The 26,616-nt window shown below is 28.8% G+C and carries 22 protein-coding genes; 9 read left to right on the plus strand and 13 right to left on the minus strand.

Annotated features, from left to right (window positions below):
• The first annotated feature begins 214 nt into the window (after positions 1-214).
• Positions 215-1,303, plus strand: coding sequence for a glycosyltransferase (locus tag ACY2RW_RS12880; protein WP_490123138.1), 1,089 nt, complete (start codon positions 215-217; stop codon positions 1,301-1,303).
• Here ACY2RW_RS12880 and ACY2RW_RS12885 read toward each other — a convergent pair whose 3' ends face one another.
• On the minus strand, positions 1,304-2,116 hold the full coding sequence (locus ACY2RW_RS12885) for a 2OG-Fe(II) oxygenase (RefSeq protein WP_490123139.1): 813 nt from the start codon (positions 2,114-2,116) through the stop codon (positions 1,304-1,306).
• Positions 2,117-2,171: 55 nt separating this feature from the next.
• On the opposite strand from ACY2RW_RS12885, the gene ACY2RW_RS12890 reads away from it, so the two are divergent.
• Positions 2,172-3,287, plus strand: coding sequence for a glycosyltransferase family protein (locus ACY2RW_RS12890; protein ID WP_490123140.1), 1,116 nt, complete (start codon positions 2,172-2,174; stop codon positions 3,285-3,287).
• Here ACY2RW_RS12890 and ACY2RW_RS12895 read toward each other — a convergent pair.
• Complete coding sequence (locus tag ACY2RW_RS12895; protein ID WP_490123141.1) at positions 3,271-3,963, minus strand: cell division ATP-binding protein FtsE; 693 nt, start codon at positions 3,961-3,963, stop codon at positions 3,271-3,273. The two genes, ACY2RW_RS12890 and ACY2RW_RS12895, sit on opposite strands and share 17 nt — an antisense overlap.
• Positions 3,964-4,175: 212 nt before the next feature.
• Here ACY2RW_RS12895 and ACY2RW_RS12900 point away from each other — a divergent pair, with 212 nt between their 5' ends.
• The 7 genes from ACY2RW_RS12900 to ACY2RW_RS12930 are packed head-to-tail and all read left to right on the plus strand — an operon-like array spanning position 4,176 to position 13,953.
• A complete protein-coding gene (locus tag ACY2RW_RS12900) occupies positions 4,176-7,166 on the plus strand; it encodes a tetratricopeptide repeat protein (protein ID WP_490123142.1) in 2,991 nt (996 codons plus the stop codon).
• Positions 7,167-8,936, plus strand: coding sequence for a porin family protein (locus ACY2RW_RS12905; protein WP_490123143.1), 1,770 nt, complete (start codon positions 7,167-7,169; stop codon positions 8,934-8,936). It abuts the gene before it with no gap.
• Positions 8,937-8,962: 26 nt separating this feature from the next.
• Positions 8,963-9,679, plus strand: coding sequence for a CDC27 family protein (locus ACY2RW_RS12910; protein WP_490123144.1), 717 nt, complete (start codon positions 8,963-8,965; stop codon positions 9,677-9,679).
• Entirely contained in the window at positions 9,669-10,481 is an 813-nt protein-coding gene (locus ACY2RW_RS12915; RefSeq protein WP_490123145.1) for a hypothetical protein, read from the plus strand. Before ACY2RW_RS12910 ends, ACY2RW_RS12915 begins: the two co-directional genes overlap by 11 nt.
• Before the next feature lie 48 nt (positions 10,482-10,529).
• Positions 10,530-11,963 (plus strand): M20/M25/M40 family metallo-hydrolase, encoded by a 1,434-nt coding sequence (locus ACY2RW_RS12920; RefSeq protein WP_490123146.1) that lies wholly within the window; start codon positions 10,530-10,532, stop codon positions 11,961-11,963.
• 2 nt (positions 11,964-11,965) lie between these two features.
• Complete coding sequence (locus ACY2RW_RS12925; RefSeq protein ID WP_490123147.1) at positions 11,966-12,328, plus strand: DoxX family protein; 363 nt, start codon at positions 11,966-11,968, stop codon at positions 12,326-12,328.
• 11 nt (positions 12,329-12,339) lie between these two features.
• Complete coding sequence (locus tag ACY2RW_RS12930) at positions 12,340-13,953, plus strand: amidohydrolase (protein WP_490123148.1); 1,614 nt, start codon at positions 12,340-12,342, stop codon at positions 13,951-13,953.
• Between the two features lie 81 nt (positions 13,954-14,034).
• On the opposite strand, the gene ACY2RW_RS12935 is transcribed toward ACY2RW_RS12930, so the two are convergent.
• The 11 genes from ACY2RW_RS12935 to ACY2RW_RS12985 all read right to left on the minus strand — a co-directional run bounded on the left by ACY2RW_RS12935 (position 14,035) and on the right by ACY2RW_RS12985 (position 26,590).
• On the minus strand, positions 14,035-17,205 hold the full coding sequence (locus ACY2RW_RS12935) for a S41 family peptidase (protein ID WP_490123149.1): 3,171 nt from the start codon (positions 17,203-17,205) through the stop codon (positions 14,035-14,037).
• A gap of 86 nt (positions 17,206-17,291) precedes the next feature.
• Positions 17,292-18,059 carry a tryptophan synthase subunit alpha gene (trpA, locus tag ACY2RW_RS12940; protein ID WP_490123150.1) on the minus strand — a complete coding sequence of 256 codons (768 nt, stop codon included), beginning with the start codon at positions 18,057-18,059 and terminating at the stop codon, positions 17,292-17,294.
• A 133-nt stretch (positions 18,060-18,192) separates the two neighbouring features.
• A complete protein-coding gene (gene trpB, locus ACY2RW_RS12945) occupies positions 18,193-19,377 on the minus strand; it encodes a tryptophan synthase subunit beta (protein WP_490123151.1) in 1,185 nt (394 codons plus the stop codon).
• Positions 19,378-19,463: 86 nt separating this feature from the next.
• Positions 19,464-20,168 (minus strand): phosphoribosylanthranilate isomerase, encoded by a 705-nt coding sequence (locus tag ACY2RW_RS12950; protein WP_490123152.1) that lies wholly within the window; start codon positions 20,166-20,168, stop codon positions 19,464-19,466.
• Positions 20,169-20,289: 121 nt separating this feature from the next.
• Positions 20,290-21,078 (minus strand): indole-3-glycerol phosphate synthase TrpC, encoded by a 789-nt coding sequence (gene trpC, locus ACY2RW_RS12955; protein WP_490123153.1) that lies wholly within the window; start codon positions 21,076-21,078, stop codon positions 20,290-20,292.
• A 90-nt stretch (positions 21,079-21,168) separates the two neighbouring features.
• Complete coding sequence (locus ACY2RW_RS12960; RefSeq protein ID WP_490123154.1) at positions 21,169-21,339, minus strand: hypothetical protein; 171 nt, start codon at positions 21,337-21,339, stop codon at positions 21,169-21,171.
• A 121-nt stretch (positions 21,340-21,460) separates the two neighbouring features.
• A complete protein-coding gene (trpD, locus tag ACY2RW_RS12965) occupies positions 21,461-22,447 on the minus strand; it encodes an anthranilate phosphoribosyltransferase (RefSeq protein WP_490123155.1) in 987 nt (328 codons plus the stop codon).
• Between the two features lie 115 nt (positions 22,448-22,562).
• The gene (locus tag ACY2RW_RS12970; protein WP_490123156.1) at positions 22,563-23,153 is read right to left on the minus strand and encodes an anthranilate synthase component II; all 591 of its coding nucleotides are present in this window, start codon (positions 23,151-23,153) and stop codon (positions 22,563-22,565) included.
• A gap of 282 nt (positions 23,154-23,435) precedes the next feature.
• Positions 23,436-24,827, minus strand: coding sequence for an anthranilate synthase component I family protein (locus ACY2RW_RS12975; protein WP_490123157.1), 1,392 nt, complete (start codon positions 24,825-24,827; stop codon positions 23,436-23,438).
• 312 nt (positions 24,828-25,139) lie between these two features.
• Entirely contained in the window at positions 25,140-25,964 is an 825-nt protein-coding gene (locus ACY2RW_RS12980) for a CPBP family intramembrane glutamic endopeptidase (protein WP_490123158.1), read from the minus strand.
• Positions 25,965-26,026: 62 nt separating this feature from the next.
• Complete coding sequence (locus tag ACY2RW_RS12985) at positions 26,027-26,590, minus strand: magnetosome magnetite crystal formation protein family (RefSeq protein ID WP_490123159.1); 564 nt, start codon at positions 26,588-26,590, stop codon at positions 26,027-26,029.
• Between the last annotated feature and the right edge of the window lie 26 nt (positions 26,591-26,616).

Here is a 26,616-nt window from a genome sequence, read left to right on the forward strand (position 1 = left end):
ATATATATTATTTTTTTATAAAATTCATAACTTTATGTGTAATATTTTAAATTCTAAATAATTTTTATAAAAAAGAAACTATAAAAACCCAATATTACATGTTAAATATTGTCAAATAAGTAATTGTAAATCATTTATTTATTTTTTACACTTTACTTCTATTGCTTTAAAATTCTAATAACTTATTTTTGTTAAAACTTTTATAAAATTAATTTTGACCAAAATAATAGTTTCTGTTTCTAACGATCTTTCTACAGACCAAAGAGTTGAAAAAATTTGTAGAACATTATCTAAAAATAATTACGAAATCTTACTTATTGGTAGAAAATTAAAAAATAGCCTCCCTTTAAACAGAACTTATAAAACCAAAAGAATACAACTAATTTTTAACAGTGGTTTCTTTTTTTATGCTGAATATAATTTTCGATTATTTTTTATACTATTATATTATAAATCAGATGTTTTGTTAGCAAACGATTTAGACACATTACTACCCAATTATATCGTTAGTAAGCTAAAAAGAAAAAAAATTATTTACGATAGTCATGAGCTTTTTCCTGAAATACCTGAATTGATTCACAGAAAATTTGTAAAAAACTTTTGGACCAGGTTAGAAGGATTTTTAGTACCCAAAATAAAAAACTCTTATACAGTTTGTAATAGTATTGCTAAATTTTATAATAATAAATATGCTACAAACTTTAAAGTTATTCGCAATTTACCTATAAAAAAAGAAGGCAAACAAAAAGAAACTTTTAACTTTAATACAAAAGGAAAAAAAATAATTCTATATCAAGGAAGTGTAAATATTGGTAGGGGTTTAGAATTAATGGTAGAAACCATGAGTTTGCTACCCAATTATATTCTTGTAATTGTTGGAACTGGAGATATCATTAAAAATTTAAAACAAATTGTTTTAGAAAAAAAATTAACTAATCAAATTTATTTTTTAGGACAAAAACCTCCTAACGAATTAAAAAAAATAACACCTTTAGCAGATATAGGTATAAGTATTGAAGAAGACTTGGGTTTGAATTACAGATACGCTTTACCAAATAAAATATTTGATTATATACAGGCAGAAGTTCCTATATTAGTGTCTAACTTACCAGAAATGAAACAAATTGTTTTAGATTTTGGTGTAGGAGAAATTGTAAAAAACAGAAATCCAAAAGAGCTTGCTCTCCAAATTAAAAATATGGTTTCTAAAGATTTTTCTACAGAACTTAAAAAAGCAAAAGAGGAATTAATTTGGGAAAATGAAGAAAAAAAACTTGTGGCTATTTTAAAAAATTTAAAATAGCTACTTTTTATATTGATGTGGGTTTTCTCTCACTCCTTTTTTAAAAATTTTTCGTAAAGTAGATCTCATTCCATTATCTAATTGTAAAAAAAAGTCTTTAATCTTTTCTTTTGGTCTACCTCTAAAAGTGGTAATATGAAATGTATCTGATGGTAAAATTGGTTTTTCAGAAAAATAATAATTAGAAACACAGCACCTTATTTTATCTACTTGAACTTTGCTTACTGAGTGCCAAGAATTTTGATGTGTTGCCATAACTACCAATCTATTAAACTTACTTTCTATAGTTATTGGTTTTTCTTTTATCCCTTTTGGCCAAACTTCTAAATTACCTCCATAATCTAGTTCCCAATCTGGAGTTAAATAATATAAAAGGTTTAAAACACGCCATCTGTTTCTGTCTTTATCGTGAGAATTATCTAAATGCGGGTTCAAAAAATTATCTTTTGCCATTAAAGACAAACCACCAGCATACAAATTTTCATCAGCAAAAACTTTATCTATATTGCATATTTCTGAAACGAGGTCTATAATTTTTTTATCCTGAAAAGCATACGTTATTTCTTCTAAAATGGAATCATATCTGTCCATTTGATAGGCAGTATATTTTAACTCTCGAATACTATTTCTCTTAACTGTATCATTCAGTTTTGGAAAACTTTTAAATATTTTTAGTGCTATTTCTTTTGGCAATAAATTATCTAAATAAAAAAAACCAATTGTATCACTATGTTTAGAAAATTGTGTTTCTAAATTTTCTTTTTGATTAGATATATTCTGATAAATAATTTCTGCTAATTCTTCTCTTTTCATAATTCATTTCGAATAAAGTATAAAGTTATTGCTTTTAGCTTTAACTTTGTAATTAATGAGTAAAAGATTGCATATTGTTTCTTTTGATATTCCTTATCCACCAAATTATGGCGGAATTATAGATGTGTTTTACAAGATAAAAGAACTCCATAAATTGGGTGTTAAAATTTATTTACACACGTATATTTTTAATCAAAAAAACAAACAAATAAAGCTTGAAAAGTACTGTGAAAAAGTTATCTATTATAAGCGAAACAACACTGTTTTTTCTATGTTCTCTCTCTTTCCTTTTAGAATAAAAAGTAGAATTAACAAAGAATTAAACTCAAATCTTAAAACTTTAAATTTCCCTATTTTATTTGAAGGTTTACATACAATTTATCCGCTTTATAAATTTAACTTAAAAAACTCTTATGTAAGAACTCATAATATTGAGCACTCTTACTTTTATGGGTTGGCAAAAAGCGAAAAAAACATCTTAAAAAAAGCTTTTTTTTATCTAGAAGGATGGAAATTAAAGCGTTTTGAAAAACATCTTACAAAAGCTAAAGGTATATTTACAATATCTCCTTTTGAACAAAATTATTTTTCTAAAAATTATGGAGAAAATGTACATTATCTCCCAGCCTTTCATGAAGAAACCTTCATAAAAAACGACAGTAAAAAAGGGAGTTTTATATTATATCATGGAGATTTAAGAGTTGCAGATAATATAAAAGCTTGTTTGTTTTTAATAGACACTTATAAAAACACTTCCTACAGTTTTGTTATTGCTACTTCTATTAAAGAAAATCAAATTATATCAGAAGTTAATAAATACCAAAATATTTCTATAAAGCAAATTCCAACTCAAGAAGATTTAAATAGATTATTTGAAAAAGCACACATCAACACCTTATTTACTTTTCAAAAAACAGGTATTAAATTAAAGCTATTAAACACGCTTTATAAAGGTAAATTTATAATTGTAAACTCACTTTTAATTGAAGATACTGGACTAGAAACTACTTGTGAGGTTGCAAATTCTAAAGAAGAAATTCTTAAAAAAACCCAAATGCTTTTTCAAAAAGAATTTACTGACATTGAAATTAAAAACAGACAGAAAAAACTCAAACAGTTTTCACCAGAAAAATCTGCAGAAAATTTAGTTGAAATTATTTTTGGACAGTAGCTTTTTGTGCTACTTCAAATAACTCTCCTCCTTCACATTTAATTGTTTTTTGTTTGTACTTAACAATTAGCTGGTAATCATGAGTAGCCATTAAAATAGTTTTACCACTTTTATGAATTTCACTTAACAACTCCATCACCTCTAAAGATGTTTTTGGGTCTAAATTACCTGTAGGCTCATCTGCTAAAATTAATTCAGGATCATTTAACAGAGCTCTTGCAATAGCAACTCTTTGTTGTTCTCCTCCAGAAAGTTCGAAAGTTTTTTTATAGTATTGAGTCTTCATCCCAACTTTATCTAAAACTTCATGAATTTTTTCTTTGATTTTTTCTTTGTCTTTCCAACCAGTTGCTTTCAAAACAAATTCTAAGTTAGAAAAAACATTTCGATCACTTAACAACTTAAAATCTTGAAAAACAATACCAATTTTTCTTCTTAAAAACGGAATTTCTTTTTCTTTTAATTTCTTTAAATCGAAACCAACAATGCTTCCTAAGCCTCTTTGTAAGCGTAAATCTCCATATAAAGTTTTCATCAAACTACTTTTACCACTTCCAGTTTTACCAATTAAATAATAAAATTCTCCTTTATTAATTATTAAATTTACTTTAGACAATACCAAATTATCTTTTTGATAAATATCTGCATTTTCTAAAAATAAAACTGATTTTTCCATAAAATAAAAGTTTCTACAAACTTATAAGTTTCTAATTATTTTAAACTATAAATTACAAACAATTATTACTTTTGATTTAAAAATATATAATTTTTTTCTTTCTCACATCAAACAAAAATTAAAAAAGTTCGTTATTCATTTTGAGTACCAAAAATAATTGTATGATTGCTGTTTTTATAAAAAAACATTTTTTAGTTATATCTTTCTGTTTATTGACCAGCTATAGTTTTTCGCAACAATCTATTGCTGAGAACAGTGTTGTAACAGACTTTAACAATGCTCTAAAACTTTATAACAATAAAGCTTATGCAGCTGCACAAAAAAAATTTGCTACTGTAGAAAATGCAGCTATAAATAGTTCTAATTTAAAATCTGATGCTTCTTATTATGAAGCAATGTGTGCTATAAAATTAAGAAAGGTAGATGCTGATAAAAAAGTACTCAAATTTGTTGAAGAAAATCCAAATAGTAACAAAAAAAACAAAGCATATTACAATGTTGCCAATTATTATTTTGCAAATAAAAGAGCAGCCTATGCTTTAAAATGGTACCAAAAAGTAGATATAAATGGCTTGTCTGAAGAAAATATAAAAGAGCTAAACTATAAAATGGGCTATTGCTTTTTAGTTACTAAAAACTACACTTTAGCCAAAGACAAGTTCATCCTACTAATTAACGATGCCAAATATGGGAATGATTCTAGGTATTATTATGGCTACATAGCTTATAAATTAGAAGACTATGGCATAGCAGAATCTACACTTAAAGAAATAGAGAACAACGAAACTTATAGGCTAGAAATTTCTTACTATTTATTAGATATTAATTTTAAAGCTGGTAATTTTGAGCGTTGTATAATTATTGGTAAAGAGTTGCTAACTGAAGCCAAAAGAAAAGAAAAGTCAGAAATTTCTAAAATTATTGGAGAAAGCTATTTTAATTTAAAAAAATATGCAGAATCCATTCCTTATTTAATCGATTTTAAAGGAAAAAAAGGAAAATGGTCTAATACAGATTATTATCAATTAGGTTATGCATATTACAAACAAAACGATTTTATAAATGCCATAAATAACTTTAATAAAATTATTGATGAGAAAAATGCAGTTGCCCAAAATGCTTATTCGCATCTAGGTGAATGTTACCTAAAAACTGACCAAAAAACGGAAGCTTTAAATGCTTTTAAATCGGCATCAGAAATGAATTTTAATTTACAAATTAAACAAGATGCTGCTTTAAACTATGCAAAATTAAGTTATGAAGAAGGCAATCCATTTAAAAGTGTGGCAGATGTTTTACAAGATTATTTAAAACAATATCCAAAATCTAAGGAGTATGAACAAATAAATAAACTTGTGGTTTCCTCCTATTTACATCAACAAAACTATGAAGGTGCTTTAATTTTTTTATCAAAAAACAAATCAAAAGACAACATTGCTTTGTCTCAAGAGGTTTCTTTGTATAGAGGTATGCAATTATTTAATGAAAATAAATTAAAGGAAGCTATCCCTTTTTTTAAAAATAGCGCCACTTCTAATAACAAAGAGGTTAGTAATAAAGCTAAATATTGGGAAGCAGAAGCTTTGTACAGATTAGAAAATTACCAAGAAGCTTTGTCTAAGTTTTCGGCTTTAAGTAGTGTTATTAATAAAGATACCAATGATAAATATCTTAAACAAATTCCGTATAATATTGGTTACAGTAATTTTAAACTTAAAAAATATGAAGATGCTGCCAACGCATTTGGTCTTTTTATAGAAAAAGATTCTATTAACGAAACCACAAAAGATGATGCACTTATAAGAATGGGAGATAGCTATTTTGCATCAAAAAAATATACAACTTCTATTAAAGCTTATCAAAAAGTAATTGACAAGCAAGGTGCAGGAGCAGATTATGCACAATATCAAATAGGTATGATTTACGGTTTTACTGGAGATAACAATAAAAAGGTAATTGCGCTAAAAAAAGTTGTAAATGATTATACAATTTCTACCTTAAAAGATGACGCTTTGTTTAACATTGCCTCTACTCAAACAACATTAAAAAATACAAAAGAGGCACTAAATGCTTACGACAGGTTATTGGAAAAATATCCAACAAGTATTTTTACCTCTAAAGCCTTAGTAAGACAAGGTTTACTCTACTACAATGACAATCAAGGAGATAAAGCTTTAGAAAAATTTAAACAAGTTGCAAAAAAATTTCCAAACTCTTCAGATGCTCTAGAAGCTGTTGCAAATGCAAGAAATGTATATATAGACAAAGGAAATTTAGACGATTATGTAAAGTGGATAAGTTCTTTAAAATTTATAAATATTACCAATTCAGATTTAGATAATACTACTTTTGCAGTGGCAGAAAAAAATTATTTTGAATCTAAAGATGGCAATCTAATCATTAAAAAACTAACAGATTATGTAAATGCTTTTCCTGATGGAGTTCATAAATTAAAAGCAAATTATTATTTAGCAGATATTCTTTTTAAAGTAAAAGAATACAAAAGAGCCTCTGCTTATTACCAAAATGTTATAGAAGAAGAACAAAATGAATTTAGTGAAGATGCACTTAGTAAGTTAACACAAATTTATTTAGAAGATGGAGAGTATAGCAATGCTCTACCTCTCTTGGACAGATTAGAGCAAGAAGCATATTCTGCAGAAAATGTTTTATATGCTCAGAGCAATTTAATGAAAGCGTATTTTGAAACTGAAGCTTATGATTTTGCCATAGAATATGCAAAAAAAATCTTGTTAAGAGATAAAATTGATGCCAATTTAAAGTTAGATGCCCAAAAAATGATTGCAAAAGCTGCTTTTAAAAGTGAAGACTTTTACACAGCAGAAGAATATTATTCAGAAATCGAAAAAAATGCTAAAGGCGCTTTAAAAGCAGAGGCACTCTACTACAATGCCTACTTTAAAAATCAGCAAAAAGAATATGCACAATCTAATAAAGTTGTACAAAAGTTAATTGCAAATTATTCTGCTTATAAATATTGGGCTGTAAAAAGTTACGTTGTAATGGGTAAAAACTATTATGGATTAAAAGATGTATACCAAGCAACTTTTGTTTTAGAAAACGTTATTAAAAACTTTAAACAATTTGATGATATTGTTATCGATGCTCAAACTGAGTTGAACACGATTAAAAAGAACGAAGCAAAAACCAATAACTCTATTACACCAGAAGATAAAAATTAGATGAGAAAAAAAGTAGTTATACTATTTATTTTATTAGGAATTTTTTCTGGATTGGCACAAACAAAGCCTAAAGAAAAAGTTAAAGATACTGTAAAAACAGAAGTGGTAGAAGTGGTTACAACTTTTAACCCTAAGATTGCAGATGCTAAAAAAATAAAATTAAACCCTACCATTATTTTGTTAGACAAAAGCAAAAAGAAAAAATTAGAATATACTATTTTTTCTGCGCCAGTTGCCTCTACTTTTGTTCCAAGAAGTGGTGTTGTTAAAGGGATAGATGTTGGTGTAAAAGAACGTATTTACAAAAATTATTTAGCAGCTGGTTATGGCAATTATAACAGCCCTTATATAGAATTATTTTTACATCATAATACACGTTTTAAAAATGAGTTTGGGCTGTCTACCAAATACACTGCTTCATTAGAAAATATAGAAAATACTGTGTTAGATAGTAATTTCTTTAACTTTAACATCAATGCGTTTTACAAACAAGAAGATCGTTATTTTGATTGGGAAGTAACTCTTTATTCAGAAAAAAACGAATACAATTGGTATGGTTTGCCTGCTATTAATTTTAATCAAATTACCACTAACTCTATTGATGAAAAACAAACGTATAATTATTTTAAATTAAATGGAAATTTTAAGTTTCATGATTCTTATATCGATTTTGGCAACATAAGTCTAGCCTATTTTACAGACAAGTTTCAAAGCCAAGAAATTTTGGCAAATTTTGATGCAAAATTAGATTTTCCTTTAACTTTTATAAAACCAAACCTTAATGATATTTCTATAAAAACTGGCTTAGAATATTTAAAAGGAGAATTTAAACAAAATTATGAAGGCAGTAGCAACCTAGCTTACTCTATTCTTACAGCAAAAATATACCCAGAATATAAGATGATTTATAAGAACTTTATATTTTTGGCTGGCCTTAAAACGTATGTTTCTTTAGATTCGGAAAACAAATCTACAAATCTGTTTTTATTACCCAACTTAAAAATTCAAAGACCTATAATTAAAGATTTTGTAAATGTGTATGGTGGTTTTTTTAGTGATTTAAAAACAAATACTTATAAAGATTTTACCAGTAAAAACCCTTTTGTTTCTCCAACCTTATTTATTACTCAAACTGTAGAAAAACAAAACTTATTTGTAGGTATCAATGGTAAAATTAATAATGATTTGGTTTACAATTTTAAATACAGTAATATTAAAGAAGAAGACAAACCACTCTTTCTTAGAAATAACTCAAAATCTGATGGAAGTACATCTATTGTAAACGGAAATCAATTAAAAGGATTTGAATATGGCAACTCTTTTAGTATATATTATGATGACGTAGCTACAACATCTATTTTCGGAGAAATTGAATATAACCTTACCAAAAACATTCTTTTTGGTACGTATGCAGAATTTAATACTTACCAAGTTACAAATGCATTAGAAAAATGGAATTTACCAGCAATTGAAGCAGCTGTTTTTGCAAAATACAAGAACAATAAATGGTTTGCAACCACCAATATATTTTACGTTAGTGAAAGAAAAGATGGTCTTTATAATGCAAATTTTCCTTCTAGTTTTAAAGGCATAGAAACAATAAGCAGTTTTATAGATGTAAACTTAAATGGAGGTTATCATTTTAATGATAAATTTTCAGCTTTTTTAAATGTAAACAATCTTTTAAACACAAAATACCAACGCTTTGCAAATTTTGATGTACAAGGCATTCAAGTTTTAGGAGGAATAACCTATAAGTTTGATTTTTGATTTTCTCTTTTGAGTATATTTACAAAATGTATTATTATATAATTATAGCCTTACAAGTATATTGCATTTATCACGCTTATAAAAACAAGAACAACTATTATTGGTTTTTTATTATATTTTTTATTCCTTTAATTGGCTGTATTATTTACTTAATCACGCAGGTAATTAACAAGAAAGATATTGTTGATATTTCTGAAGAAATTACTACAATTATCAATCCAACTAAAAAAATTAAAGACTTAGAGCAGCAATTAGCATTTTCTAACACTTTTCAAAATAAAATAAATTTAGCCAATGCTTTTTTAGAAAATAAAGATTTTGAGAATGCTATTTTTTACTATGAAAAAGCAAGAGAAGGTAACTTTGCAAACGATCCTCACACTCTAAATAAATTAATTAAATGTTATTTTAATATTGATAATTTTGAGAAAGTAATAGCATACTCACAAAAAATAAACTTAGACAAAGATTTTAAAGAATCTATTTATTATTATGGTTTGGCTTTAGAAAAAAAAGGCGATTTTGAGCAGGCTGAAACTCAACTAAGAAAAGTTGACAAACGCTTTTCTAATTATGACGAAAGACTTGAATTTTCAAGGTTTTTAATTCGAAGAAACAAACAAAAAGATGCAAAAGAAGTAATAGAAGAAATTATTTCTGAAATAAATTCAATGACAAAAAGCAACGCAAGAAAATATAGATACATTCTTCTTGATGTTGAAAAATTAAAGAATGAAATTTAAACTTTTACTACTCTCTTTTTTACATACTTTAATTATTTTATTTCTTACAATTATATCTCAAATAGGTGGTGTTCTTTATCTTTTTACACTTTTAACTATTTCTTCAAAAAAATCAAAATACAAAATAAAAAGAGTATTCTTATTTTCTTTATTATATCTTTTTTCAACATATTTTATAATACCAAAAATTGCTCCAATATTTGGCAGAGAAAAAATAAGTACTAATAAAAACCTATCATCTCATTTTTTCTTGACCAACCTTTTGAATAGAAATTATGTAAAGCCTGAATTAAATTTAATTCTAAACAATATCTCAAAAAATTTAAAAAACACAAATAATGATTTGAAAGTAGTCTATTTAGATGCTAATTTTCCTTTCTTTGATGGTTTTCCTTTACTTCCTCATCTAAGTCATAATGATGGTAAAAAAATTGACATTGCTTTTATTTATGAAGATGAAAAAGGAAAAACAACAAACTTAAAACCTTCTGTTAGTGGCTATGGAATTTTTGAAGCTCCTAAATTCAATGAAAAAAATCAAACTAAATTTTGTAAAGAAAATAGATATTGGCAATACGATTTTACAAAATACATGACTTTTGGAAGCTCTAATAAAAAACTAAAACTTTCAGAAAAACCAACAAAATTATTGATTTTAGAAATCCTGAAACATAAAAAAGTAAATAAAATATTTATTGAACCTCACCTAAAAAACAGGCTGAATCTTCATCATAAAAAAATAAGATTTCACGGATGTAGAGCTGTTAGACATGATGATCATATTCATTTTCAAATAAATTAAATTCTCATTTCATTTTTGTAGATTTATAAAATCTAATTTAACTACAAAATGAAAAAATTTTCACTTTTATTATTGCTTACAATTTTATGGGTTTCTTGTAATCAAAAACAAGAAAAAGTAACAAATACAAAAGGATTATCATCAGAAGAAAAAGTTGATTCTACCAAAATTAAAACCTTATTCAATTCTGTATTAACAGAAGGTAAATCTTATGAATGGTTAAGAGATTTAACTAAAAACGTTGGTGGCAGATTATCAGGTTCTCCAGAAGCTGCAAAAGCTGTAGAATGGGGAGAAAAATTAATGAAAGATGTTGGTCTAGACTCTGTTTGGTTACAACCAATTATGGTGCCTCATTGGGTTCGTGGAGAAAAAGAAATTGCTACTTACACTACAAATGGAGTTCAAAAAAACGTACCTATTTGCGCTTTAGGCTTTTCTATTGCAACTCCAAAAACTGGAGTTTTAGCAGAAGTTATAGAGGTAAAAAGCCTAGAAGAAGCAGAAGCTTTAGGTACAAAAATGAAAGGTAAAATTGTTTTTTTCAATCGTCCTTTTGATAATACTTTAATTCATACTTTTAAAGCGTATGGAGGTTGTGTAGACCAAAGAGTTAGAGGAGCTGCAATTTGCGGAAAATTTGGTGCAAAAGGAGTAATTGTACGTTCTATGACAAATGCTGTAGATGATTTCCCACATACTGGAACTATGAGTTATGGAGATTTGCCAAAAGAAAAATACATTCCTGCTGCTGCAATTAGTAGTAAAGCAGCTAATATTTTAAGTACTGATTTAAAAAAGAATCCAAATCTAAAATTTTATTTTAAACAGAGTTGTGAAACCTTACCAGATGCTCCTTCTTTTAATGTTGTTGGAGAAATTAGAGGAAGTAAGACTCCAGAAAATATTTTTGTAGTTGGAGGTCATCTAGATTCTTGGGATTTAGGTGAAGGTGCTCATGATGATGGAACAGGAATTGTACAATCTTTAGAAGTTGCTTATTTATTTAAAAAGAACAACATTAAACCCAAAAACACCATTAGAGTTGTCTTTTTTATGAATGAAGAAAATGGTACAAGAGGTGCAAAAAAATATGCTGAATTGGCAAAATTCAATAAAGAAAATCATATTGGAGGTTTAGAATCTGATGCTGGTGGCCATACACCAAGAGGTTTTTCTATTGATGCAAATTCTGTAAACACAAAACTACTACAAAGTTGGAAAAAGCTATTATCTCCTTACGGATTACACGATTTAGATAAAGGTGGTTCTGGTGCAGATATTAGTCCTTTAAAAGGAGAAAACGTAACTTTAGTGGGTTACAGACCAGATTCTCAGCGTTATTTTGATTATCATCATACAAGTAGAGATACTTTTGATAAAGTAAACAAAAGAGAATTGGAATTAGGTAGTGCATCTATGGCAAGTATTATTTATTTAATGGATAAATATTTATACAGTAACACACCTATAAAACCTTAAGAATGGAAACTTTTGTTTTTTCTTTAAAACTATTTTTTGCAATCTTTTTTATGTTTGCAGGTATGATGCATCTTATAAAACCTAAAATTTTCAAATATTTTATTCCAGATTATTTACCAAAAAAACTAGTCAATTATATAGTTGGCATTATAGAGCTCTTTTTAGGTTTTGGTTTATTTTTCTCATCAACTGTAAAACAAGCAGCTTTAGGCATCTTATTTTTAATGATTGTTTTTTTGCCCATCCATATTTGGGATGCCACAAAAATAAGACCAGCTATTGGCAAAAAATGGGTAGCTTATATCAGAATTCCTTTACAGTTTTTACTAATGTATTTCGCCTACTTAATTTATCAAAATTCATAATTTACTTAAAAATGAAAAAAATAATTTTATTACTATTTATATCAATAATTACTTTAGCTTGTCAAAAAGAAAAAGCAGATGTAATTGTTATCAATTCTAATACATATACTGTAAATGATAACTTTGAAAAAGCAGAAGCTTTTGCTATTAAAGATGGGAAATTTATAGCTATTGGAACATCAAAAGACATTCAAGATAAATATCAATCAGAAACTATTGTTAATGCTAACTACCAAACCATTGTTCCTGGTTTGATAGATGCACATTGCCATTTTTACAGAATGGGTTTGCAACAACAAAAAGTATCATTAGAAGGCACAAAAAGTTATGATGAAGTTTTGCAAAAATTAGTCGATTTTCAAAAAGAAAAAAACACAAATTTTATTACAGGTCGTGGTTGGGATCAAAACGATTGGGAAGTAAAAGAATTTCCTACTAAAGAGAAATTAGACAAATTATTTCCAACAATTCCTGTTGCTGTTGGTAGGGTTGATGGACATGCTTTGTTGGTAAATCAAGCTGCTATAGATTTAGCAGGAATTACAAAAGACACCAAAGTTTCTGGTGGAGAAATTATAGTTAAAAATGGAAAAATGACTGGCGTTTTAATTGATGCTGCTATGGATTTTATCAAGTTTCCATCAACATCAAAAAAAGAGGCTATTCAAGGTTTATTTGATGCTCAAAAAATTTGTTTTTCTTATGGTTTAACCACTGTAGATGATGCAGGCATCAATAAAAAAACGATAGAATTAATTGATAGTTTACAACAAGTTGGAAGTTTAAAAATGCGTGTTTATGCAATGGTTTCTGGAGACAATCAACAACAAATAGACTATTATATTAACAAAGGAATCATCAAAACAAACAGGCTAAATGTGCGCTCTTTTAAGGTTTATGGTGATGGTGCTTTAGGCTCAAGAGGAGCTGCAATGCGTAAACCGTATTCAGATAGAGAAAATCATTTTGGAGCTTTAATTTACACACCAGAAAGATACCAAGAACTGGCAAAACAAATTGCAGCTTCAGAATATCAAATGAATACACACGCTATTGGAGATTCTGCCAATACTTGGATGTTAAAAACCTACAAGAATGTTTTAAAAGGTGATAAAAATAGACGTTGGCGAATTGAACACGCCCAAATTATCTCTGCAGAAGATTTCGATAAATTTGATAATATTTTACCATCTGTACAACCAACGCATGCAACATCAGATATGTATTGGGCAGAAGACAGAGTGGGTGCTGAAAGAATAAAAGGTGCTTATGCTTTTAAAGATTTATTAAATAAATATGGCAAAATAGCTTTAGGAACAGATTTTCCTGTAGAGCAAGTAAATCCGTTTTTAACGTTTTATGCAGCCACCATTCGTAAAGATTTAGATAATTATCCTGCAAATGGGTACCAAATGGAAAATGCGTTAACCAGAGAAGAAACATTAAAAGGGATGACCATTTGGGCTGCTTATTCTAACTTTGAAGAAAACGAAAAGGGGTCTATTGAAGTGGGTAAATATGCTGATTTTGTAATTTTAAATCAAGATATTATGGAGGTTGAAGGAAGTGAAATTCCTAAAACAAAAGCAGTGGAAACTTTTGTAAATGGAGAAAAGGTTTATTAATAAATCATCTTGTTTTCGTGTCAAAATAAAATTAGAAAAGGCGAAACTTAACAGTTTCGCCTTTTCTAATTTTATTTATATCTACTTCATATCTTGCAATAAAACGTCAACAGCTTTTTTAAGTTGATCATCTTCTCCTCTAGCTTTCCAACCTGGTTTATTTTCAACTAAATAATCTGGTACTGCTGGTCCATGCTCCATATTCATTCCAGATTCTTTTACGTACCAAGCTCTAAAAGGCATTCTAATAAAACCATCTTGTAAACGGTGACCACCAGTAGAAATTACAGCTCCAAATGTTGGTTGTCCTACTAGCTTTCCGAGTTTTAAACTCTTAAAAGCATGCGCGAAAATTTCTGCATTAGAATAACTACTTTGATTTGCCAAAGCTACTAATGGTTTTGTATTTACAGATAATATTGCTCTTTCATTATAAGGATAATTTTCTATATAATTTTTGTTATTTCTTTGCAAATTATCAGTTTCGCCTCTTGGTATTGTATAGGCATGCTGTTGGTAAGTTAACACTGCTAACAATCTATCTGTGGTCCAACCACCACCATTATTACGAACATCTATTACAATTCCTTTTTTACCATAACCACTTGCTTTTAATTCACGTTCAAAACGCTCAAAACTTGGTAAATTCATTCCTTGAATATGAATATACCCTAATTGTCCTTTAGAGTATTGGTCTACTAATTTTTTACGAGAATTTATCCACTCTTCATAACGTAAACGACTCATGGTTCTTGTAGACTGTGTTCTTACCACTATTTCTCTTTTATCTGCTAGGGTTAATAAAATTTCGTTGCCAGCAGTATTTTTTAAAGTACTATAAAAGTTGGTTTTTTTATCAATCTTTTTTCCATTTACAGCTGTAATTACATCACCAACATTTAAAGAAACATTTGTTTTTGTTGCAGCAGAATTAGGTAGTATATACTCAATTTTAGCTCCATTGTTTTGGTTAGACACGTCTAAACCAAGTAGACCTACTTTATCACTATATGTTTTTTCTGGTGTAGCCCCTCTATACCCCATGTGACTGGCATTTAACTGACCTAACATATTATTAAACATAAAAGAATAATCTTGCTTAGTAGTTGCAGACAAAACCCAAGGCCTGTATTTTTTTACAATTTTACTCCAATTGTAACCATGAAATTTTGGGTCGTAAAAACCAGCTGTAATTGCTCTAACCCCTTCTTCAAAAACCTGTTCATTTAACTTATCTAATTGAGTGGTATAGGTTGCAGAGTGTGAGTAAGAAGAAACTTTATCCGATTTTAAGTTCAATGATTTTAATTTTCCTCTAGAGGCATAATATAAAGTATTTTTGTTTAAGCTAAAACCACCTACATTAGAGACCCCTTTTATAGGCTTTGGAGTACCTCCATTTAAATCTACTTTATAATACCCATTTTGTCTAGTAGCTGGGTTTGTTGCAGAAATATAAATACTTTTACTATCTGCACTAAATAAGGCACCATACTCATTACCTGCCCAACTTGTAAGCTGAACCAACCTATCGTAAATCTTGTCTTTATCTATTTTTACGACAACTTTTTTCTTATCTTTTTTGTCTTTAGATTTTTCTTTTTTAGGTTGATAATATGTACCATCTTTAAAGTCTGCCCTAGTTTTTTCCCAGTCAGATTTTTGTAACCAAACCATCCAAGCATCAAAATTAATACCCCCTCTATCTCCTGCTCTGTTAGAAACAAAAGAAAGTTTTTTTCCATCAGGGCTCCAAACTGGAGATACATCTGACCTAGGATGCATAGAAACATTTATTTTATCTGATGGATTTGCAACTGATTGAATGTAGATTTCGCTATCAAAATTTAAGTCGTCTTGAGAATAAGCAATGTACTTGCTATCAGGGCTCCAAGAAACACCTTCTGCAGCTGCCCAAGTATCTGAATAACTTTTTGGTTTTGTAATTTTACCATCTTTTACATCTGCAATTACTAATTTTCCCCTACCAATTCTATATGAAATTTTATTTCTATCTGGAGATAATAATGGTTCAAAAACATCAATTTTACTATCTGTAAGTTGGGTAACTTTTGTTTTTAAACTTCTACTTAAATCTACATTTTCGTCAGTAGAAACCACTTTATAAAACTCGTTTTGTCCATTTCTATCAGATAAAAAACCTAAGGTATTGTCATCTATCCAAAAAGGGTTATCATCTCTAAAAGGATGATTACTTACGTTATTTGTTTTGGTTTTATCTTTGTTATTTTCTTTTACAAAAATTTCTCCATTTATACTTAAAGCAATTAATTTACCATTTGGTGAAACACTTAAATCTCTAATATCTCCAGAAACGGTTTTGGTTTCTTCTAACTCAAATCTGTTGTCTGTAACTAAGTTTAAGTTTATTTTTTTTGAGCTACCATTTTGTAATTTAAAAATGGTTAAACCACTGTTGTAAATAATTGTTCCATTATTACTTACAGAAAAAGATAAAACTCCATCTTCTTTCAGTTTTGTTAACTGATTGGTAACTCCTTTTTTAGTTCCATTTTTATTTAAAGAAGTTTGGTAAATATTATAACGCCCACTTTCTGAACCAATGTAATACAAGTTGTTTGAAGCATCCCAAAGTGGAGTATGGTCATTCTTTTTACTAGTTGTAATTTGATGATATTCTTTAGTCTTTAAATTATAAACCCAAATATCTCTTTGTGCTGGGCCATTATAATCTTCTCTAGAAATTCTACAAGTCCCTTTTACAAAAGCCACAAAGTTTCCATTTGGAGAAATGGTTGCTTGGCTTCCTAAAGCTGTTATAAAACGATTAGGAGTTTCTCCATTTTCATCAATTTGATAAATTGAAGACTCACGTTCTGTGCCTTTGTAAATTCTGTTACTTGAAAAAATAATTTTACCATTCGAATTCCAATGGCTAGGTGTGTCTGTAGTTGGATAATAGGTTAACTGTTTTGGAACTCCACCATTTAAATCAGTTTTAAAGATATTGTTACTTCCTCTTCTATTTGAAGTGAAAACAATTTGGTTACTGTTTGAATTCCAAACAGGATTACTCTCATAAGCTTGATGTATTGTTAGTCTTTTAGATTGATTGTTGTTTAGGTCTAAAACCCAAATATCTCCATGAAAACCAAATGCCATTTTAGAAGCATCTGGACTAATAGAGGGCTGTCTAACAAAGCTATTCTGTCCAATTATTAGAGAAATATTGCACAAAAAAGCGAGAAAAAGTAAAGTTTTTTTAGTCATTTTGTTTGGTTTTAAATAACTAAAGTAAACTTTATTAGGTAGTTAATCTTTTATAAATTAGTCTTTAAGAAAAATTTATGACTTCTTTAACTTATGATAGGTTTTATAAAATTATCAATTTTATCAACTCCATTTTTACCTAAATCTTTTATAAAAGCAGAACCAATAATGGCACCATTAGCATAGCTACAAGCTGTGTTAAAAGTAGATTTGTCTGAAATACCAAAACCAACAATTAATTTGCTATTTAAATTCATGGCTTTGATTCTTTCAAAATAGGCTATTTGTTGGTTAGAAATCTCGCCTTTTGCACCCGTAATTGATGCTGAAGCAACAACATATATAAAAGCTTTTGTATAACTATCAATCTTTTTGATTCTTTCTTCAGATGTATGTGGAGTAATTAAAAATACATTTGTTAAACCGTATTTTTCAAATAATTGCTGATAATGATTTTCAAACTCTACCATTGGTAAATCTGGAATAATTAAGGTGTCAATTCCACATTCTACGACTTTTTTACAAAATTTATCCTCACCATATTTAAGCATTTGATTTAAGTACCCCATTAAAACTAAAGGTGTTTTGTTGGTTTCTTTAATGGACATTAATTGCTCAAAAACAATATCTAAATTAATTCCGTTTTCTAATGCTTTTTGACTACTATCTTGTATGGTTGGCCCATCAGCTAAAGGGTCTGAATATGGCAAACCAACTTCAATAAAATCTACATTACTTTTTTCTAATGCAGAAATTACTTTTGTGGTATCATCTAATTTTGGAAAACCGCAAGTAAAATAGATAGATAATAGATTTTTATCTTTTTGTTGAAATAATTTTTCGATTGAATTCATAGGTAAGTTATTGTCTGTTCGAGCGCAGTCGAGAACTATTTTAGTTGTCATAACCTTTCTAATTTCTGCGAAAGCTACTTTCAATGAAAATATATTTTTATTTCAGTAATGCTCAAGGTGACAACTTTCAATTCTATTCTTTTAAATGTTTGATATAAGTACTTAAATCTTTATCTCCTCTGCCTGATAAATTAACCACTACAACTTGGTTTTTTTTGAGTTTCATTTTTGGTAAAACTGCTAAAGCGTGTGCTGTTTCCAAAGCAGGAATAATTCCTTCTATTTTGGTTAACTCGTAAGCTGCAGCTAAGGCTTCTTTATCTGTTGCGTTCATGAATTTTGCTCTTTTACTTTCATATAAAAAAGCGTGTAAAGGGCCAACTCCTGGGTAATCTAAACCTGCAGAAATCGAATAGGGTTCAACAATTTGCCCATATTCATCTTGCATTAAAATGGTTTTACTACCATGAATAATCCCAACTTCTCCTAATTGAGAAGTTGCAGCACTTTCGCCAGAATTTACTCCTAAACCAGCAGCTTCAACCGCAATTAATTCTACATCTTCATCGTCCATATAATGATAAAAAGCACCAGCAGCATTAGATCCTCCACCAACACAAGCAATAATGGTATCTGGGTTTTCTTTTCCTGTTTTTTCTTTTAATTGCCATTTCATTTCTTCAGAAATAATGGCTTGTAATCTTGCAACCATATCTGGATGTGGATGTGGTCCAACCACAGAACCAATTAAATAAAACGTTTCTGGATTTTGAATCCAATATCTTATGGCCTCATTTGTAGCATCTTTTAAAGTTTTACTTCCACTTGTGGCTGCAACTACCTTTGCTCCCAACATTTTCATTCTTGCAACATTGGGTGCTTGACGCTCTATATCAATTTCGCCCATAAAAACTGTGCAGTCTAACCCCATTAATGCACAAACTGTAGCTGTTGCAACTCCATGTTGGCCTGCTCCAGTTTCTGCAATAATCTTTGTTTTACCTAACTTTTTTGCAATTAAAATCTGACCAACTGTGTTGTTTACTTTATGCGCTCCTGTATGGTTTAAATCTTCTCGCTTTAAGTAAATATGTGCTCCATATTTTTCTGACAATCTTTTTGCTAAATACAAAGGTGTTGGACGCCCAACATAATCTTTTAATAAAGCTTTGTATTCTTTTTGAAATTCCTCAGATTCGATAATTTGAATATAATTATCTTCTAATTCCTTCACGTTTGGATATAACAATTCTGGGATAAATGCTCCCCCAAATTGTCCAAAATATCCATTCTTGTCTGGTTGAAATTTGCTTTTCATATCTTCTTAATGTGTAACTGTTTATTTGTGTAATTGTGTAATCGTTTATTTGTGCAGACTTTTTATACATTTAAATGGTTACACAATTACACAAAAATTTCTTTTTTGAAATTTTTCAACTCCTCTATTTTTTTAACTCCTGGTTCACTTTCAAATTTACTATTTACATCAAGTGCATAAATTGGTAATTCTGAATCTAATATTTTCCTTACTTCTAAAACATCTTGCAACCCTATCCCTCCACTTAAAAAAAATGGTTTTTTAAAAGGGTATTTTTCTAAAACTTTCCAGTCGAATTTTATTCCATTTCCTCCTCTTTCTTTTCCTTTGGTGTCGAATAAAAAATAATCTACAACAGGTAAATAAGGCTCTAAAACAGAGAAATCGAATTCGTCTTTAATTCCAAATACTTTAATGATTTCTAATTTTTTGTCAAACTGAGCTTGTCGAAGTTTCTTTTTTTGCTTTTTTGAAAGTTTTTCAATTTCTTTCTTGGAGATTTCTCGACTACGCTCGAAATGACATTTTAATTCATTTATGTATTCTACAGATTCATCTCCATGCAACTGGATAGCATCTAAACCATATTCCTCAACCAAAGAAATTACAATTTCTTTATATTCATTTACAAAAACACCTGTTTTCTTAATTGATTTTGGAAGTTCAGGAATGATTCCTTCAAAATTTCTTTTGGATTTTTCATAGAAAATAAAACCCAAATAATCAGGTTGCAATGCTGCAACTTGTTGGATGTTCTCAACATATTTCATTCCACAGACCTTCAGTTTCATAACTTACTTTTATTTTTGTCACTTCGAGTGATTTTCGACTTTAGGAGAAAATAGTATCGAGAAGTTATTTTGTTCTCGATACAAATTTTTCGTTCCTCAAAATTCACTCGTACTGACATAACTATCTAATTTGATTGATAAAATCCTGACAAGCTTCTCCTGGATTATCTTCTTTCATAAAATTCTCTCCAATTAAAAAACCATGAAACCCAAATTCTTTTAATCCTGTAATAATTTTTGGGTCAGAAATTCCGCTTTCTGAAACCTTTACACAAGTATCTGGAATTTGATTTGATAATTTTATAGAATGCTCTAAATCAACTTTAAATGTTTTCAAATTTCGGTTATTAATTCCGATTATTTTGTTGTCTAAATCATTAATTTTATCTAAATCTTCTTGCGTATGCACTTCATATAAAACCTCTAAACCTAAATCTGTTGCTAAATTTCCATAGTTTTTTAATTCTGTGGATGTCAAACAAGAAGCAATTAATAAAATTACATCTGCACCAATGGCTTTTGCTTCTACAATTTGAAATCCATCCACAATAAAATCTTTTCTTAAGATAGGTTTTTGTTGATTGATAACTCTTGCTTCCATTAAATCTGCCATAGTTCCTCCAAAAAAAGAAGTATCTGTTAAAATAGATTGAGCAGCTACATTTGCGTCTAAATATCCGTTAGTAACCTCTGCAATTGTTGCTTTGTCGTTAATGATTCCTTTAGAGGGAGATTGTCTTTTAAATTCTGCAATAATTCCTGTAGAACCAACTTCTAACAAAGATTTCTTTAATGAAAAAGTTGTTCTCCCAAAACTCGGACTTTCTACTAATTTCTTTACAGGAACTTCTGCTTTTATCTTGGCAACTTCCTTCTTTTTAAATGCGATTATTTTATCTAAAATTGTCATTTTTTAATACTAATTTGTCATTTCGACTTTATGGAGAAATCTATGATTTTTAAGATTTTTCGACTTCATTCCATTTCGCTCAAAATGACATTATTTATTAATTCTTTTATTTCTATATAACAAAAAAACATAAACAATTATCCCAACAATCAATCCAACAATAGAATGTTTAAAAAGTTCTTTTGTTTGAACTCCCACTGCTATTCCCATCAATAAAAATGCTGGAATAATTAGAATTAAATTGTTTTTCTTTTTTGTCATTTTATATCTTTTTGTTACTTCGAGTTATTTTCAATATTAGGAGAAAATTGTATCAAAAAGTTATTTTGTTCTCGATACAAATTTTTCGTTCCTCAAAATTCACTTGAACTGACATATTGATTTACTTCACTAATTTACTTAAACATTCTTTAGCTTTCAATCCAAAAAGTGATTCTTTAGCTTCTTCAAAAGCTGACTCAAAACTCTTAGTTTCATCTACTATTTTTAAAGCAAAAGCAGCATTTGTTAATACCACATTATTTTGTGCTTCTGTACCTTTTCCTTCTAAAATAGTTTTGAAAATTTTTGCTGCATCTGCAACAGAACTTCCTCCCAAAATTTCTGATTGCTGAATTCTTTTCTGTCCTAAAGCTTCTGGATTTATAATTTGTTCTCCGTTTTTAGTGAAGAATTTGAATCCGCTTGTTAATGAGATTTCATCATAACCATCTAATGCATGAATAATTCCATAATTAATATCTTCTTCTTGTAAAATGTAATTGTACAAACGTGCAATTTCCAAATTGAAAGTCCCTAACATGTGGTTTTTTGGAGAACTTGGGTTTACCAAAGGTCCTAACATATTAAAAAACGTTTTTAATGCCAACGCTTTTCTTGTGGGACCAACAGCTTTCATTGCTGGATGAAATTTTGGTGCATGTAAAAAACAAATATTCGCTTTTTCTAAATGTTCTTTTAAAATGTTTTCATTATTTGTAAAATGATACCCAAAACTTTCTAACATATCTGATGAACCCGATTGCGAAGACACAGAATAATTACCATGTTTTGCAACTTTTTGTCCTGTTCCTGCAACTATAAAAGAGGTTAAAGTAGATATGTTAAACGTATCTTTTCCATCTCCTCCTGTACCCACAATATCTATGGTATTGTAATCTGAAAAATCTACTTTTATTGCCAATTCTTTTAGTGCATTTCTAAAACCAGAAAGTTCATCTGCAGTAATTGGACGCATCATAAAAACCGTCATAAACGATGCTAAATGTGCATCATTGTATTTCTCTGAAGCAATATCTATTAAGATTTGTTTTGCTTCTAATTTTGACAGTCTTTCGTGATTATATAATCTGTTTAAAATTGCTTTCATATAGCCCATTTTAATTTCCCCAAAGGAAAAAAACACTCTTGTATTAATATCTTTCTTTTTCCTGCAAGGTCTTTTTTTGACCTTGTAGGTATTTTTATAATTCTTTTTTTTATACCTACAAGGTTTTTGAAACCTTGCAGGAGTTGATGAAGTTTGTAACCAATTGCTCACCAACATCTGTTAAAATAGATTCTGGATGAAACTGAACCGCAGAAATATTAAAACGTTTATGCTCAATTGCTTGAATTAAGCCATCTTCATCTCTTGCTGTTACAACTAATTCTTCTGGAAATCCCTCATCTGTAGCTGCCCAAGAATGATAACGTGCAGCCATAAAGGTTTCTGGAACATCTTTAAAAATTGTAGCATTTTTATCTGTGATTTTCATTTCTGTGGCAACTCCATGAAAAACATCGTCTAAATTGATGATTTTCCCTCCAAAAACTTCTGTAATGGCTTGCAAACCTAAACAAACTCCGAATATTGGCTTTTTACCTGCATAGGTTTTAATTACTTCTTTTAAAATTCCTGCTTCATCTGGAATTCCTGGTCCTGGAGATAACATAATGATGTCGTAATTTCCTACATCTGCAATACTGATTTCGTCGTTTCTAAAAACTGCAGGAAAATTTCCTGTGATTTTCTCTACCATGTGAACCAGATTATAGGTAAACGAATCGTAATTGTCTAATATTAATATTTTCATATTTTTTTGTTTCTCCTGCAAGGTCTTGAAGACCTTGTAGGTATTTTTGTTTTTATCTTTTTAAACCTACAAGGTTTTGGAAACCTTGCAGGACGCTAATAAACTTGCGTTAGCGTTAGGGATTGAATGGTCTGTTTGAGCTCTTTTTTGTTTTTCTCAAAAAAAGCGAGTAATGAAAGCCCGTTAAAACGCCCAAATTAAAAACAATTAAATTTTATTATTGTTAACTAATATTATCTATTTATATATACCTACAAGGTTTTTGAAACCTTGCAGGATACTTTATATATTTTCCGCTAAAATCAACGCTTTTTTTAGCGCTGCTAACTTGTTATTTACTTCTTGTAATTCCTTTTCTTCATCGGAATGAATTACGATTCCTGCTCCTGCTTGCGAATACAAAACGTTGTTTTTGCTGACAAAAGAACGAATGGCAATCGCCAAATTTACGGAACCATCTAACCCAATAATTCCAACTGCACCACCATAAAATCCGCGAGTTTGATTCTCGTATTTATCAATCAATTCCATTGCTTTGTATTTTGGTGCGCCACTTAACGTTCCTGCTGGAAAAGTATCGCCAACAATTTCAATGGGATTTCCTTTAATTTGACCTCTTACTGTGGAAACCAAATGAATTACGTGACTAAAATATTGCACTTCTTTAAACACCTCAACATTCACATTATCAGCGTGTTTACTTAAATCGTTTCGTGCTAAATCTACCAACATAACGTGTTCTGCTGTTTCCTTTTTATCTTCGGATAATTTCTTACCCAATTTGATATCTTCTGCCATATCTCCAGTTCTTCTGAATGTCCCAGCAATCGGATTAATAGTCGCTTTTCCTGAAGATATTTTAATTTGTGCTTCTGGTGAAGAACCCATTAATTTAAAAGAACCATAATCAAAATAAAATAAATAAGGTGATGGATTTATAGAGCGTAAAGCTCTGTAAACGTTAAACTCATCTCCTTTAAATTTCTGCTGAAATTGGCGTGATAAAACCAGTTGAAAAACATCGCCACGTTTACAATGCGATTTTGCTTTTCTTACATAATCAATAAATTCATCGCCAGTTACGTTTGATGTTTCTTCACCAACAATTTCGAATTTCTGTGTATTAAATGCTTGCGCATCTATTATGGTCTGAATTTCTTTTATGCGAGATTGGGTGCCTTCTTCAATATTTTCTATCAATGTCATTTCATCATTAAAATGATTGATGGCGATGATAAATCTGTAAAAACTGTATTGCGTTTCTGGAATTGCAGAAGGTGCTTTTTGGTTTTTAAATTGAATATTCTCGAAATATTGAACAGAATCAAACGTAGAATAACCATACAAACCATTGAATGATTTTAATTCGGCAGGGCAATCTAAATCTATCGAATTTGTAAATTTATCGAATAATTCATAAAAGTTTTTATGGATAGGTTGCTCTTCTATTATTGCTCCTTTATGTGAAACAGAAAACTTGTAATCTTCTACTTTCAAAGATAAAATTGGGTCAATCGCAATAAAAGAAAAACTTTCTTCTTTACTGTGATAATCTGAACTTTCTAGCAGTAAAGTATTTGCATATTTATCTCTAAAACGCAAATACAAACCAACTGGTGTAACAGTGTCTGCTATTTTTGTTTTATGGATTGTTTTAAATTGTATTTTTTTCATTTTTCTTTGTCTGGTCGAGCGCAGTTGAGACCTAAATTAACCTCTCGACTGCGCTCGAGGGGACAATTGCCTTTTTTAATAAAAACTAAAAAGGCTTATCGTGAGATAAGCCTTTTTTTATATTGTTTACATATAGGTTTACTTCTCACTTATTGTTTAAGAGAATTCCACCACCATGTATTATTTGTATTTTTAATCATAATTGAAATACAAAAATAGCATAGATTTTTTAATGAACAAATTTTAATTCGGTTTTATTTTATATGTACTTTATAATTATGCATTTATCTAAAAAAGAGGCTTTTTTCTGAATTATCCTTTTTTTAACCATTTAAAAAAAGGATAATAATTCCATTTCCAAATTATATATATAATGATAAGGTAAAATAGATTCCATAAAAGAATAAATGCTATAAATGATAACCAAGTATCAAAACGAGCATTTTCAGTAATATAAAATATGCTATCGCCATTTTGAAATTTTGATACCAGATGCCTAGTACCCCAATTATTGCCTAAATGAATTCCTATTGCAAATAACAAAGATCTTGATTTTAAAAAAGCTGTAGCAAATAATAAATGGCCAATTGGAATCGTAATTACTGTAAAAATAATCATGGGAATACTATTAATTACGCCACTATCAAAAACATGAACTAACATGAATAGAAATGAAAAAATAATATTTGCTTTTACTACAGAACTTATTTCAATTGTTTTTTTAAATAAATACCCTCTAAATAAAAACTCTTCTACTGCAACCATTGGTAACATAATATAAAAACCGTTTAAAATATTTTTATAATTGAAAGTTGAACTTAAATTAATTGTTTCTCCAAAACATAAGGCTCTTAAATATTTTGCTATTAAAAACACGAGTGCACCTATTAAAATTCCTAAAGGAAAAAACATTAAATTTTTAGTTTTAAAATCTAAACCAAAATCACTCATTTTTTTATTATCTGATTTTAATAAAATCCAAGTAGCAATAAAAAGACAGATTGCAGAAGCATATGGAAAATACTGTTTTATAACTCCCTTATTTAGTAATCCTGAAACAAAAAGAGCAAAAAATAAAATTAGAATTGCAAAAATGTATTTTGATATTATTGGATATTTCTTGGTAATATTTTTCATTTTTTTGCAAGTTTAGTTTGAACTATAAAAGTTCTTTGATTAGATAGATAAAAGGCTTGAAATTATTTTTTCTTTAAAAAAGGAATTGATAATGGATACCTACAAGTTCCTTTATTTAGAGCAGAAATAATATTTACAATTGATGTAATGAGACCAAATAAAACAATGGCTCCCGTTAAAAAGAAATTATACCCAGGAAAAGGAAAAAACAACAATAAAGAAATAATAAAATACAATGTTATTGAACAATGAAAATTTACAACAGCTTTTCCGTGATTATTATAAATTACGTTGTCTTTAGATTTATGAATCCATAAAAATAGCGGAAAAAAGATATTTCCAAAAGGAATTACCAAACCTAAAAACGGAATGAAATGAAATAATAACATCCATTTTTTTTCTATAGTTTCTTCATTAGGATTTTCTAAAACCATTAAGTCTTCCAAATCTATCTTTAAACCTTCTGCTAATAATTTTACAGTTTGTAAATGAGGTTGTACTTCTTCCTTTTCTATTCGTTGAATTGTTCTAACTCCAACAGTAGAAACATCTGAAAGTTCTTCTTGAGTGAAGCCTTTTAAATTTCTTTGGTACTTTAAATTTTTTCCTAAAGTTTGGTTTTCCATTTTATTGATTTTGATGATACAAATCT

The sequence above is a fragment of the Polaribacter sp. 2305UL8-11 genome, from assembly GCF_058147165.1.